The following is a 12,909-nucleotide window of genomic DNA, read 5'->3' on the forward strand; positions in this document are numbered from 1 at the left end:
CAGTTTCAGCCTTTGCGAGACGTTTTCAGAGGAATTTTCACTGCGTTGCAACGCATACATTGGGCACGGAATCGTGTACGCAAAAATGCCCGGTAACCACATGCTTACCGGGCATCAGAAGGGAGTTTAAGCCAGCGCCTGGGCCAGTAGCGTAATCGGATGTTCGCAGCGAAGACTTGTGGACATCTCTATCTGCCATTTACAGGTTTCGCAGTCGGTGACCACCAGATCTGCGCCGCTTTCTTCTATCTGGCGGAACAGTGGTGCGCCGATGGCTTGTGAGGTGGGGTAGTTCTCTTTTTTGAAACCGTAAGTACCCGCAATACCGCAGCACTGGGAATCCAGCACCGTTAACTCAAGCCCCGGGATGTTACGCAACAGCTCCAGGGTGTAGAGCGTCCAGCCCATTTTTTCCATATGGCACGGAGTGTGATAAACCACTTTCAGCGGCAGCGGTTTCAGCGGTAACGTTTTGCCTTCGTCCAGCTTGCGCCACAGCCAGCGGGTTGCCAGTTCGATATGATCGCGCAAGCCTTTGTTGTCGACATTCAGCACTTCCGGGTATTCGTCGCGCAGGGCAAATGTACAGGTTGAGGAGGTGGCAATCACCGGAATGCCTTTTACTCCCACAGCTTCGCGGATCGACTCTACATTCGTAATTGCCTGTTTGCGTGCTTTATCGGTAAAGCCGTTGGCGATTAGCGGTACGCCGCAGCATTTTTCTTTGCTGAGCAGTTGTACACCGGTACCCATTGCGTTGAGCACTTTAATTAAATCTTTACCTAACTGCGGATGGTTGTAGTTAACGAAGCAGCCGTGAAAGAAAGCGACCTGGTCTTTATATTGTGCTTGCTGAGCCGCTATGCTGCGATACCAGCGACGGAACGTGCCGAAGGAGTATTTCGGTAGCGTGCGACGATGATCGATTTTTAACGCCGCATCAAGCAGCTGCCGCACCGGTTTCAGCGAGGTAGCGGTGTTGACGATTGGTGCGAACGGCGTGGAAACGCTACCCATCAGGTCGGTATGACTCAACACAAAATTACGCAGCGACGGGCGCGTGGTGTCATATTTCGCCCGCGCGCGCTGGATAATATCGCCAATCTTCACATCGGACGGGCAGGCGACTTCACAACGTTTGCAGTTGATGCAATATTTCAGCGCCTCGTCATACAGTGCGCCATCTTTCAAACGCAGACGCTCGCCATCCGGCCCGGCTTGTTTTGGCCCTGGATAACCGGGATTCACCCGGCTCACCGGGCAGGCGGTGGTGCAGACGGTGCACTTAATGCAGTTTTCGAAGCTGGTGTCGTTCATTGTTGGCCTCCTGCGCGTTGGGCAATCTGTTGAGCGGCATGTAAAGCACTGACGGCACAAACACCGCCGCCGCATCCCTGGGCGATGGGATCAAATCCGCCCAGCACCGAACCGATGGCAAACAGGTTCTCAATGGTTTGCCCTGCCTGCGACGGGCGTAGCGTCTCATCAGTGGTTACACCGAACTGCTGCCACGGTTGCGGCGCAAAAAAATCGCCCTTATACCATTCACCCCGCGTGGCGGTTTGTAGCACATCAAGGCCGAGAATCGGCTCGCGAATGCCGTTACGTTCCGCTACTAGTCCGCCACTAAAGAAACTGCCGCTGGCGAGAACCGCGAAACGTGGACGTAGCGGAATATCGGCGTGATTGCGGGTCCAGATTTCATTCACTACGCCATTTTTACAGGTCACTTTTTTCACTTCATCGCCCGGCATCCACACTCCACCTTGGCGCACAAACTGGCGCTGTAACTGGTTTTGCAGACGAATGCCCAGCACGGAAGGCGGCAGCGTTGGCAAAAGCATCAGTGAACAAGGTAGTTTTTCATTCAACCAACGCCACAGTTTGTCATCGGCCAGGCCGAAGCAGGCGGGCATCAGGATCATTTCGCAGGTATTGGCGACAGGAATAAGCGCATCAAGTAACAGCGGCCAGTTTTCTTCATTATCAAGGAAACGGGCGATATTCACCGCGCGAAATTCGGTGGCGTTATTGCGCAGGACATCCAGTTCCGGCAGCTCTATTTCTGCGGTTTCAACCGAAAGATCCAGTTCGCGCAACGAAGCCGCCGCAAGATGCGCCTGGAAATCCATCAGCCCGCTTATCCCCACTACACATATCTTCTTCGCGGGTAGCGGCCAGACGGGAACTTCTGGCGAACTTAACCAGGTTGCACGCAAAGTGCCGAGCGGCGTAATCCGCTGGTGAGCCAGTTCTACGCTGCCCTGCAATTGCGCACCGCTTTCAGCGATTAATGCCTGCGCCTGGCAAGCGAGATCGAGCACGCGTTGTGGCCCGAGAAGAGAGTAAGGATGTGCAGGTGCCTGCTGACGCAAAGATTCCAGTCCACTGTGAATGTCTGCCACGGGTTGACCATCTGGCAGATGGCTCAGCAAATCCAGCGAACCGGATGAGAAATGCAACGCGCTTTGACCACGCGTGACAATGGCACAGCGCAGGCCGTGTTTTTGCAGTTGCAGGCCACAGAGTAATCCGGCGAGGCCGCCGCCCATAATGACAGTATCAAAGCGCATCTTTCTGCTCCTTCTCCAGACCACACAGTCCCTGATAAACCCAGCGGGTAAATTCGCTTTCGCGCAGTGCGTCTCCCCAGGCGATGGGTTGCACGCCTTTCCAGCGTTCGTTAAGGAAGGTGGAAAGTTGCTCGATAGATTGCGCGGACGTCGTGACGTTAAACCGTTGCAGCAGTCCGGCAGCGCGGCAGGCGCAGAGTTCGCCCTGGCAGGTGCCCATCCCCACACGGGTACGACGGCGTAAATCCAGCAGGCTATTAACGTTTAAATTTTCTACCGCGTACTGCACTTCACCCGCAGTTACCGCTTCGCACTCACATACCAGGCTACGGTGTAGACGGCCTTCGCTCAGCCAGGCAGGCGTGCGATCGCCATGACGATAAACCGCAGAACCGCGCAGCGGGGCAGGCAGGGAGATGACTTTACGCAAGGTAACTTCAGCGGGTTCTTGTGAACCAGGCAGTGCCAGATCGGCAGTCGTACAGGGGCGCGTGTTGCCCAGTTTGCGGCATACCGCGTCGGTAGCCCATTCAGCCATCAGCCGATAGGTCATCAGTTTGCCACCGGTGATGGTGATAAATCCGTCCAGACCATCGCGTTCAGCATGGTCGAGCAGCACGATGCCACGGCTGACGTTACGTCCGCTCGGGTCGTCATCGCTGGCAACCAGCGGGCGCACGCCAGAATAGGCCCGCAAAATGCGCGTTTTCGCCATCACGGGGGCCAGTTTTTCCCCTTCACGCAGCAGAATATCAACCTCTTCTGCCGTCACTCGATTATCGTCAATCTCGTTGTAATCAATACGTAAAGAGGTGGTACCAATCAGCGAAATGGTATCGCCAGGCACCAGAATATCGGCGTCGGAAGGTTTACGGCAGCGGTTGATCACATGCTGGTTAATGCGGTGATCCATGATCAGCAGCGATCCTTTCGCCGGGAACATGCGAATGCGCAGATCGGCATATTCGGCAATGTGTTGCCCCCAGATCCCAGCGGCATTAACCACGACAGGTGCATGAAGGGCCTGAGTTTCGCCGGTGAGATGGTTACGTACACGAACACCGCACACCGTCGCGCCTTCACGAATCAGCCCCGTGACTTCATGAGCGGTAAGGATAACGGCACCGTGTTCTTTGGCATCCAGCATGTTTGCTGCGGTCAGACGAAATGGATCAACGGTGCCATCCGGAACTTTCACCGCGCCAATCAGTGCCGGGTTAACGGCAGGTTCGATAATGCGCGCTTGCTGCGGGTCTATAGCTTCTGCGCTGATCCCTGCTTCTTCGCAGGCGCGAATAAAAGTGGCCTGGAATGAGAGGTCATCTTCCGGCAGGGTGATAAACAGGCCGTTGGTTGGTTCAACGCAGTGACGTGCAATGCGTTTCAGGATCTGGTTTTCACTAATGCATTCGCGGGCCGATTCCGCATCGGTTACTGCATAGCGCGCACCGCTGTGCAGCAGGCCGTGGTTACGCCCGGTGGCACCGGTTGCGATGTCGTGGCGCTCAACCAAAATCACGCGCAGCCCGCGCAGGGCACAGTCGCGGGCAATCCCGGCTCCCGTTGCGCCGCCGCCAATGATAATCACGTCACTTGATTGCGAGTCGCGAGTTTTCATTGTTATCCCTCTGAAGTTCGTTTTTTACCATTTAGCCATAGTAAAAACATGAATTGTTTGATTTCGCGCATATTCGCTCATGATTCGAAAGTAAAACGTGATTTCATGCGTCATTTTGAACATTTTGTAAATCTTATTTAATAATGTGTGCGGCAATTCACATTTAATTTATGAATGTTTTCTTAACATCGCGGCAACTCAAGAAACGGCAGGTTCTCTCACTGAATCAGGCTGTTAATCATAAATAAGACCACGGGCCACGGAGGCTATCAATGTTGAGTATTTTTAAACCAGCGCCACACAAAGCGCGCTTACCTGCCGCGGAGATCGATCCGACTTATCGTCGATTGCGCTGGCAAATTTTCCTGGGGATATTCTTTGGCTATGCGGCTTACTATTTGGTTCGTAAGAACTTTGCGCTTGCTATGCCTTATCTGGTTGAGCAGGGATTCTCACGCGGTGATTTAGGTTTTGCCCTTTCGGGGATCTCGATTGCTTATGGATTTTCGAAATTCATCATGGGTTCGGTATCGGATCGCTCGAATCCGCGCGTTTTCCTGCCCGCAGGTTTGATTCTGGCGGCGGCAGTGATGTTGTTTATGGGCTTTGTGCCATGGGCGACGTCGAGCATTGCGGTGATGTTTGTACTGTTGTTCCTCTGCGGTTGGTTCCAGGGGATGGGGTGGCCGCCGTGTGGTCGTACTATGGTGCACTGGTGGTCGCAGAAAGAACGTGGCGGCATTGTGTCAGTGTGGAACTGTGCGCACAACGTCGGTGGTGGTATTCCGCCGCTGCTGTTCCTGCTGGGGATGGCCTGGTTCAATGACTGGCATGCGGCGCTCTATATGCCTGCTTTCTGCGCCATTCTGGTGGCATTATTCGCCTTTGCGATGATGCGCGATACCCCGCAATCCTGTGGCTTGCCGCCGATCGAAGAGTACAAAAATGATTATCCGGACGACTATAACGAAAAAGCGGAACAGGAGCTGACCGCGAAGCAAATCTTCATGCAGTACGTGCTGCCGAACAAACTGCTGTGGTACATCGCCATCGCCAACGTGTTCGTTTATCTGCTGCGTTACGGCATCCTCGACTGGTCACCGACTTATCTGAAAGAGGTTAAGCATTTCGCGCTGGATAAATCCTCCTGGGCCTACTTCTTCTATGAGTATGCGGGTATTCCGGGCACCCTGCTGTGCGGCTGGATGTCGGACAAAGTCTTCCGTGGTAACCGTGGGGCAACCGGCGTCTTCTTTATGACACTGGTGACCATCGCGACTATCGTTTACTGGATGAACCCGGCAGGTAACCCAACCGTCGATATGATTTGTATGATTGTTATCGGCTTCCTGATCTACGGTCCTGTGATGCTGATCGGTCTGCATGCGCTGGAACTGGCACCGAAAAAAGCGGCAGGTACGGCAGCGGGCTTTACCGGGCTGTTTGGTTACCTGGGCGGTTCGGTGGCGGCGAGCGCGATTGTTGGCTACACCGTGGACTTCTTCGGCTGGGATGGCGGCTTTATGGTAATGATTGGCGGCAGCATTCTGGCGGTTATCTTGTTGATTGTTGTGATGATTGGCGAAAAACGTCGCCATGAACAATTACTGCAAAAACGCAACGGAGGCTAATGGCATGAAATTGAAGCTGAAAAACCTTAGCATGGCGATCATGATGAGCACTATAGTCATGGGAAGCAGTGCAATGGCGGCGGACAGCAACGAAAAAATAGTCATCGCCCATCGCGGTGCCAGTGGATATTTGCCGGAGCATACGCTGCCAGCAAAAGCGATGGCGTATGCGCAGGGAGCGGATTATCTGGAACAGGATTTGGTGATGACCAAAGACGACCATCTGGTTGTTCTGCATGACCATTATCTCGATCGTGTTACTGATGTTGCCGATCGTTTCCCGGATCGGGCGCGCAAAGACGGTCGTTACTACGCGATAGATTTCACGCTGGATGAAATTAAGTCGCTGAAATTTACCGAAGGTTTCGATATTGAAAACGGTAAAAAAGTACAGACTTATCCGGGGCGTTTCCCAATGGGTAAGTCCGACTTCCGGGTGCACACCTTTGAAGAAGAGATTGAATTTGTTCAGGGGTTAAATCACTCTACCGGGAAAAATATCGGTATCTATCCAGAAATCAAAGCGCCGTGGTTCCATCATCAGGAAGGGAAGGATATTGCGGCAAAAACGCTGGAAGTGCTGAAGAAATATGGTTACACCGGTAAAGACGATAAAGTTTATTTGCAATGTTTTGATGCTGATGAGCTGAAGCGTATTAAGAATGAGCTGGAACCCAAAATGGGCATGGAGCTCAATCTGGTACAGCTGATTGCCTATACCGACTGGAATGAAACGCAGCAGAAACAGCCGGATGGAAGCTGGGTTAATTACAACTACGACTGGATGTTTAAGCCGGGAGCCATGAAACAGGTGGCGGAATATGCAGATGGTATTGGTCCGGATTACCATATGTTGATTGAGGAGACATCGCAGCCGGGTAATATCAAACTCACTGGCATGGTGCAAGATGCCCAGCAGAATAAACTGGTAGTGCATCCTTATACCGTGCGGTCAGATAAACTGCCTGAATACACTCCTGATGTGAATCAGTTATATGATGCTCTGTATAACAAAGCGGGTGTAAATGGGCTGTTTACTGATTTCCCTGATAAGGCAGTAAAATTTCTTAATAAAGAGTAATGTTACTGCAGGATGGCGTTCATGCGCCATCCTGTCTCATATCAAATTTTTCCAATCGCCACTAATTGTTCCATGCACATTTGTAGTAAAAACAGTGGACTGCCTTCTACCGGCTTTTCTTTAGTCAGCAACGAAATCTGTCGATAGAAGGTTGGTTCGTGAGGAACGGAACACAATTCACCTGCAATGCTTTTCAGCGTTAACTCTGGTTGTAAGGCGATGCCTAATCCCTGTCGAATAAAATTCATCGCTGTATCCGACTGATTAAATTCACATTTTATCTGCTGGGCGCACTATTAGTGGTAGTGGCTGGTGGAATCTATGCGCTGCAAATGAAGGGCAAAAGCGGTGTCACACCTGTAGCGGCAAAAGAAATTCATTAATACGACACGTTTCATTAAGATTTTCCTCAGGTAACCACCTATAGTCATTGTCGTTAATAAAAATGACAGGCGATAGGGTATGGCAGTTTCAGCAAAGTACGACGAATTTAATCACTGGTGGGCAACAGAGGGCGACTGGGTTGAAGAGCCTAACTATCGCCGTAATGGTATGAGCGGGGTGCAATGCGTCGAGCGCAACGGCAAAAAGCTGTATGTAAAGCGCATGACGCATCATCTGTTTCATTCAGTACGTTATCCGTTCGGCCGACCAACGATTGTCCGTGAGGTTGCGGTAATTAAAGAACTGGAACGGGCCGGTGTCATCGTGCCGAAGATCGTTTTTGGTGAAGCGGTGAAAATTGAGGGTGAATGGCGCGCGTTGCTGGTGACTGAAGATATGGCGGGGTTCATCAGCATTGCTGACTGGTATGCCCGGCATGCAGTATCGCCTTATTCTGACGAAGTACGGCAAGCCATGTTGAAAGCAGTGGCACTGGCGTTTAAGAAAATGCATAGCGTTAATCGTCAGCATGGCTGTTGCTATGTTCGCCATATCTATGTGAAAACAGAAGGTAAGGCAGAAGCTGGTTTTCTTGATCTGGAGAAAAGTCGTCGCCGCTTGCGTCGCGATAAAGCGATTAATCATGACTTCCGCCAGCTGGAAAAATATCTGGAGCCGATCCCTAAAGCGGACTGGGAGCAGGTGAAAGCGTATTACTACGCCATGTAATCGTTGTAGGCCAGATAATACGCGTAAGCGTCGTATCTGGCGCTAGTACCCGATCACAACTCGATTTCAATATCGCCTTTTGCCCGGCAACAACAGGGCAAAATTTCCCCCGGCTGAATAAAGGCTAACGGTTCGGCAATCCAGTCCACCTGACCTGCGACCAGTCGGGTGCGACAGGAGCCGCAGTAACCTTCGCGGCACTGGTACTCAACCGCCACATTGTGGGATTCCAGCGCCGCCAGAAGGGAAGGGTGTTCATCCTGGCACAGCAGTTGTGTGCCAGTGATGCGCAGGGTAACGCGGGCCATCAGAGCTGGAAGTTACTCAAATCGTCGGTGTCCACTTCCGCGTCAATCTGCCCGACCAGATAAGAACTGACTTCCACTTCCTGCGGAGCAACCTGCACGTTATCAGACACCAGCCAGGTGTTGATCCACGGGATCGGGTTGGAGCGCGTCTGGAACGGCAGATCCAAACCGACTGCCTGCATGCGGATATTGGTGATGTATTCAACGTACTGGCAGAGAATATCTTTATTCAGACCAATCATCGAACCGTCACGGAACAGATAATCCGCCCAGTCTTTCTCTTGCTGTGCCGCCTGGACAAACAGGTCATAGCACTCCTGCTTACATTCTTCGGCAATTTCCGCCATCTCCGGATCATCCGCGCCGCTGCGCAGCAGATTCAGCATATGCTGAGTACCGGTCAGGTGCAGGGCTTCATCGCGGGCAATCAGGCGAATAATCTTGGCGTTACCTTCCATCAGTTCGCGTTCTGCAAAGGCAAAGGAACAAGCAAAGCTGACGTAGAAGCGGATCGCTTCCAGCGCGTTAACGCTCATCAGGCAGAGATACAGTTTTTTCTTCAGCTCGCGCAGGCTAACGGTTACGGTTTTACCGTTAACGGTGTGGGTGCCTTCGCCCAGAAGGTGCCAGTAGCTGGTCATTTCGATCAGTTCATCGTAATAGCTGGAGATCCCTTCCGCACGTTTCTGGATCTGCTCGTTGGTGACGATATCGTCAAACACAACAGACGGATCGTTAACGATATTACGAATGATATGAGTATAGGAACGGGAATGAATCGTTTCTGAGAACGCCCAGGTTTCGACCCAGGTTTCCAGTTCCGGAATAGAAATAAGCGGCAATAGCGCCACGTTCGGGCTACGACCCTGAATGGAATCCAGCAGCGTCTGATATTTCAGGTTGCTGATAAAGATGTGTTTTTCGTGCTCCGGCAGCGCCTGGTAATCTATACGGTCGCGGGAGACGTCAACTTCTTCCGGACGCCAGAAGAAAGAGAGCTGCTTTTCGATCAGCTTTTCGAAGATGTCATATTTTTGCTGATCGTAGCGAGCCACGTTGACCGGCTGACCAAAGAACATCGGTTCTTTGAGCTGATCATTTTTCGTCTGTGAAAAGGTGGTATATGCCATGAGTGTGTCCTGTTGGGAGTTTAATGCCGGATAAGGCATTTTACGCCGCATCCTGTGCCTGATGCGACGCTGGCGCGTCTTATCAGGCCTACAAATCCGAGCCGTAGGCCGGATAAGGCGTTCACGCTGCATCCGGCACCCGGAGCCTGATGCGACGCTGGCGCGTCTTATCAGGCCTACAAACCGAGCCGTAGGCCGGATAAGGCGTTTACGCCGCATCCGGCATCTCAATATCAGATCTTACATGCGCCGCTTTCGCAGCCATCGTCCTGGATTGACGGTACCAGATCGTCCTGCGCGTCTTCAGCGCCGTCACGGGTGTTCTGATAATACAGCGTTTTGACCCCGAATTTGTAGGCGGTGAGCAGGTCTTTCAGCAACTGCTGCATCGGCACTTTTCCTGACGGGAAACGTGACGGATCGTAGTTGGTGTTAGCAGAGATCGACTGATCGATAAATTTCTGCATGATACCTACCAGTTGCAGGTAGCCATCGTTACCCGGCATTTCCCACAGCAGCTCATAGGCGTCGTGCAGGTGCTCGTAGTCCGGCACCACCTGGCGCAAAATACCGTCTTTCGACGCTTTGATGCTGACGTAACCGCGCGGCGGTTCAATACCGTTAGTGGCGTTAGAGATCTGCGAAGAGGTCTCGGACGGCATCAGGGCAGAAAGCGTGGAGTTACGCAGGCCGTGCGTTTTGATTGATTCACGCAATGCTTCCCAGTCGTAATGCAGCGGCTCATTAGCGATGGCATCCAGATCTTTCTTATAGGTATCGATCGGCAGGATCCCTTTCGCGTAAGTGGTTTCGTTAAACCACGGGCACGCGCCTTGCTCTTTAGCCAGCTCATTAGACGCTTTCAGCAGGTAATACTGAATCGCTTCGAAGGTTTTATGCGTCAGGTTGTTGGCGCTGCCGTCGGAGTAGCGTTTACCGTGCTTCGCCAGATAGTAAGCGAAGTTAATCACACCAATACCCAGCGTACGACGCCCCATCGCTCCACGTTTGGCGGCCGGGATCGGGTAATCCTGATAATCCAGTAGCGCGTCAAGTGCACGAACCGCCAGAATCGCCAGCTCTTCCAGTTCATCCAGGCTATTAATTGCGCCCAGGTTGAAAGCAGACAGCGTACACAGCGCGATTTCACCGTTCTCGTCGTTGACGTCGTTCAGCGGTTTGGTCGGCAGGGCAATTTCTAGGCACAGGTTAGACTGGCGAACTGGCGCGATGGTCGGATCAAACGGACTATGGGTATTACAGTGGTCAACGTTCTGAATATAGATACGACCGGTAGACGCACGTTCCTGCATCATCAGCGAGAACAGCTCAACGGCTTTCACACGCTGCTTGCGGATGCTGTCGTCTTTCTCATATTTGGTATACAGGCGTTCAAACTCTTCCTGATCGGCGAAGAACGCGTCGTACAGCCCCGGTACGTCGGACGGGCTGAACAGGGTGATATCTTCACCTTTCAGCAGGCGGGTATACATCAGTTTGTTGATTTGTACCCCGTAGTCCATATGACGCACGCGGTTGCCTTCAACCCCACGGTTGTTTTTCAACACCAGCAGGCTTTCCACTTCCAGATGCCACATCGGGTAGAACAGCGTTGCCGCACCGCCGCGCACACCGCCCTGAGAGCAGGATTTCACCGCTGTCTGGAAATGTTTGTAGAACGGGATACAGCCGGTATGGAACGCTTCGCCACCGCGAATCGGGCTGCCCAGCGCACGAATACGTCCGGCGTTGATGCCGATCCCGGCACGCTGGGAAACATATTTCACAATCGCGCTGGAGGTGGCGTTGATGGAATCCAGGCTGTCACCGCACTCGATCAGTACGCAGGAGCTGAACTGACGAGTCGGGGTACGCACGCCGGACATGATTGGCGTCGGCAGCGAAATTTTAAATGTGGAAACCGCGTCATAAAAACGCTTCACGTATTGCAGGCGCGTTTCACGCGGGTAGTTCGAGAACAGGCACGCGGCAACAAGAATATAAAGGAACTGGGCGCTTTCGTAGATTTCGCCGGTCACGCGGTTCTGTACTAGATATTTGCCTTCCAGCTGCTTAACGGCAGCATAAGAGAAGGTCATATCACGGTCGTGATCGATAAACGTGTCCATCTGCTTGAACTCTTCTTCCGTGTAGTCTTCCAGCAGATGATTATCGTATTTGCCCATCTCGACCATTTTCACCACGTGGTCGTACAGCGCAGGCGGCTCAAACTGGCCGTAGGCTTTTTTACGCAGGTGGAAGATCGCCAGGCGCGCGGCGAGATACTGATAATCCGGCGCATCACGGGAGATCAGGTCTGCGGCAGCCTTGATAATAGTTTCGTGGATGTCAGAGGTCTTGATACCGTCATAAAACTGAATGTGGGAGCGCAGCTCGACCTGGGAAATCGAAACGTTATGCAGTCCTTCTGCCGCCCAATCCAGAACGCGATGGATTTTGTCGAGATTGATGCGCTCTGTGCTACCGTCGCGCTTTGTCACCAGCAGATTCTGATTCATGTATGTCGTACCTGTTTTTGGAATTCTTTCCGCAATAGTTTCATGCAGACTACCTGTAGTAAGGGAAGCTGCTTAGAACACTATATATAGGGGGTATGTTTGGGATTCACTGCAAGATAGTGTGAAAATGACCCTCTTGCAAGTGCATAACTTTGTGGATAACTCAGGAAGGAAAAAGTGGCTTTCGCGCACCTTAGGTCAGACAAGGTGTCCGGGAAAGTCAATGGGAAGAGAAAAATTTGTTAAAAATAACTGTTCGGCGATTTCTTGAACGGCAGAATAGGTTGGATAAATTGATATAGATGGTTTATTAATCTTTTTGCTAATGATTGCAAAAATTGATCTAAGCACGAGTCATCACATAATCTGATGTATCAGTTGTGGTCAATATATAAGCGAATGTAAGCGATTGTTGATGTCGAAATGGTTGTTTTCTATTCGGTTATTGTTAAATGCGAAGCCATTTTGTTAATTTACCTTATATTATAAGAAAATTATTCATTACTTTAATTTAGTTTAAATATAACTGGTATCCCTTAAGGTTATTAACTTGAATTATGACGCACTGATATTATTCATCAAATAATAACAAAATAGCCATTGCATCGGGTTGGACAATTTACAAAAGAAAGATAACCCATATTGTATAATGCGTTTAAATATGCCGTCTTATATAAAATGATGGTCAGATTAATATGCGGATTATCTTTCTACGCAAGGAGTATTTATCTCTACTCCCGTCAATGATTGCATCTCTTTTCTCTGCTAACGGTGTCGCGGCGGCCATTGATTTATGCCAGGGATATGATATCAAAGCGAGTTGTCACGCCAGCAGGCAAAGCCTTTCAGGCATTACGCATGGATTTGCCCCTATATTTCCAGACATCTGTTATCACTTAACCCATTACAAGCCCGCTGCCGCAGATATTCCCGTGG

At 51.4% G+C, this 12,909-nt stretch carries 11 protein-coding genes and 2 pseudogenes; 6 read left to right on the forward strand and 7 right to left on the reverse strand.

Features of this window, described 5'->3' with window-relative positions; all coding sequences use genetic code 11:
• Window positions 1–126 precede the first annotated feature (126 nt).
• Genes glpC through glpA form a run of 3 tightly spaced genes read right to left on the reverse strand, consistent with a single transcriptional unit; the run spans window position 127 to window position 4,191 of the window.
• The gene (gene glpC, locus ABZJ92_RS10910) at window positions 127–1,317 is read right to left on the reverse strand and encodes an anaerobic glycerol-3-phosphate dehydrogenase subunit GlpC (RefSeq protein WP_001000362.1); all 1,191 of its coding nucleotides are present in this window, start codon (window positions 1,315–1,317) and stop codon (window positions 127–129) included.
• On the reverse strand, window positions 1,314–2,573 hold the full coding sequence (gene glpB, locus ABZJ92_RS10915) for a glycerol-3-phosphate dehydrogenase subunit GlpB (RefSeq protein WP_001209897.1): 1,260 nt from the start codon (window positions 2,571–2,573) through the stop codon (window positions 1,314–1,316). Before glpB ends, glpC begins: the two co-directional genes overlap by 4 nt.
• Window positions 2,563–4,191 carry an anaerobic glycerol-3-phosphate dehydrogenase subunit A gene (glpA, locus tag ABZJ92_RS10920; protein WP_000857257.1) on the reverse strand — a complete coding sequence of 543 codons (1,629 nt, stop codon included), beginning with the start codon at window positions 4,189–4,191 and terminating at the stop codon, window positions 2,563–2,565. Before glpA ends, glpB begins: the two co-directional genes overlap by 11 nt.
• 272 nt (window positions 4,192–4,463) lie before the next feature.
• Here glpA and glpT point away from each other — a divergent pair, with 272 nt between their 5' ends.
• Together glpT and glpQ are read left to right on the forward strand one after the other, a co-directional pair.
• Window positions 4,464–5,822 carry a glycerol-3-phosphate transporter gene (gene glpT, locus ABZJ92_RS10925; RefSeq protein ID WP_000948723.1) on the forward strand — a complete coding sequence of 453 codons (1,359 nt, stop codon included), beginning with the start codon at window positions 4,464–4,466 and terminating at the stop codon, window positions 5,820–5,822.
• 4 nt (window positions 5,823–5,826) lie between these two features.
• A complete protein-coding gene (gene glpQ / locus ABZJ92_RS10930; protein ID WP_000768975.1) occupies window positions 5,827–6,903 on the forward strand; it encodes a glycerophosphodiester phosphodiesterase in 1,077 nt (358 codons plus the stop codon).
• Window positions 6,904–6,944: 41 nt separating this feature from the next.
• Here glpQ and ABZJ92_RS10935 read toward each other — a convergent pair.
• A pseudogene (locus tag ABZJ92_RS10935) lies at window positions 6,945–7,187 on the reverse strand (LysR family transcriptional regulator); the annotation flags it as partial.
• Here ABZJ92_RS10935 and ABZJ92_RS10940 point away from each other — a divergent pair.
• Together ABZJ92_RS10940 and inaA are read left to right on the forward strand one after the other, a co-directional pair.
• Window positions 7,182–7,286 (forward strand): annotated as a pseudogene (locus ABZJ92_RS10940) (hypothetical protein); the annotation flags it as partial. The pseudogenes ABZJ92_RS10935 and ABZJ92_RS10940 overlap by 6 nt on opposite strands.
• Window positions 7,287–7,365: 79 nt before the next feature.
• Window positions 7,366–8,016: a lipopolysaccharide kinase InaA gene (gene inaA / locus ABZJ92_RS10945; RefSeq protein ID WP_000301054.1), complete on the forward strand. Its 651-nt coding sequence runs from the start codon at window positions 7,366–7,368 to the stop codon at window positions 8,014–8,016.
• 53 nt (window positions 8,017–8,069) lie between these two features.
• On the opposite strand, the gene yfaE is transcribed toward inaA, so the two are convergent.
• The 3 genes from yfaE to nrdA form a co-directional block, all read right to left on the reverse strand.
• Complete coding sequence (gene yfaE / locus ABZJ92_RS10950) at window positions 8,070–8,324, reverse strand: ferredoxin-like diferric-tyrosyl radical cofactor maintenance protein YfaE (RefSeq protein ID WP_000135039.1); 255 nt, start codon at window positions 8,322–8,324, stop codon at window positions 8,070–8,072.
• On the reverse strand, window positions 8,324–9,454 hold the full coding sequence (gene nrdB, locus ABZJ92_RS10955; RefSeq protein ID WP_000332036.1) for a class Ia ribonucleoside-diphosphate reductase subunit beta: 1,131 nt from the start codon (window positions 9,452–9,454) through the stop codon (window positions 8,324–8,326). Before nrdB ends, yfaE begins: the two co-directional genes overlap by 1 nt.
• Window positions 9,455–9,687: 233 nt before the next feature.
• Window positions 9,688–11,973 carry a class 1a ribonucleoside-diphosphate reductase subunit alpha gene (nrdA, locus tag ABZJ92_RS10960; protein WP_001075180.1) on the reverse strand — a complete coding sequence of 762 codons (2,286 nt, stop codon included), beginning with the start codon at window positions 11,971–11,973 and terminating at the stop codon, window positions 9,688–9,690.
• A 127-nt stretch (window positions 11,974–12,100) separates the two neighbouring features.
• Between nrdA and ypaB the strand changes: the two genes are divergently transcribed.
• Both ypaB and ABZJ92_RS10970 read left to right on the forward strand, forming a co-directional pair.
• On the forward strand, window positions 12,101–12,244 hold the full coding sequence (gene ypaB / locus ABZJ92_RS10965) for a protein YpaB (RefSeq protein ID WP_001753443.1): 144 nt from the start codon (window positions 12,101–12,103) through the stop codon (window positions 12,242–12,244).
• Between the two features lie 424 nt (window positions 12,245–12,668).
• A partial coding sequence (locus ABZJ92_RS10970; RefSeq protein ID WP_222613214.1) for a hypothetical protein occupies window positions 12,669–12,909 on the forward strand: 241 nt, incomplete at its 3' end.

Origin of the sequence: Shigella sp. FJ200513, assembly GCF_040495915.1 — a bacterium.
GTDB lineage: Bacteria > Pseudomonadota > Gammaproteobacteria > Enterobacterales > Enterobacteriaceae > ECMA0423.

Excerpts from the sequence above, each read along its gene's own strand:
- glpC (WP_001000362.1), bottom strand. The coding sequence starts at position 1,317 with ATGAACGACACCAGCTTCGAAAACTGCATTAAGTGCACCGTCTGCACC.
- glpB (WP_001209897.1), bottom strand. The coding sequence starts at position 2,573 with ATGCGCTTTGATACTGTCATTATGGGCGGCGGCCTCGCCGGATTACTC.
- glpA (WP_000857257.1), bottom strand. The coding sequence starts at position 4,191 with ATGAAAACTCGCGACTCGCAATCAAGTGACGTGATTATCATTGGCGGC.
- glpT (WP_000948723.1), top strand. The coding sequence starts at position 4,464 with ATGTTGAGTATTTTTAAACCAGCGCCACACAAAGCGCGCTTACCTGCC.
- glpQ (WP_000768975.1), top strand. The coding sequence starts at position 5,827 with ATGAAATTGAAGCTGAAAAACCTTAGCATGGCGATCATGATGAGCACT.
- inaA (WP_000301054.1), top strand. The coding sequence starts at position 7,366 with ATGGCAGTTTCAGCAAAGTACGACGAATTTAATCACTGGTGGGCAACA.
- yfaE (WP_000135039.1), bottom strand. The coding sequence starts at position 8,324 with ATGGCCCGCGTTACCCTGCGCATCACTGGCACACAACTGCTGTGCCAG.
- nrdB (WP_000332036.1), bottom strand. The coding sequence starts at position 9,454 with ATGGCATATACCACCTTTTCACAGACGAAAAATGATCAGCTCAAAGAA.
- nrdA (WP_001075180.1), bottom strand. The coding sequence starts at position 11,973 with ATGAATCAGAATCTGCTGGTGACAAAGCGCGACGGTAGCACAGAGCGC.
- ypaB (WP_001753443.1), top strand. The coding sequence starts at position 12,101 with ATGACCCTCTTGCAAGTGCATAACTTTGTGGATAACTCAGGAAGGAAA.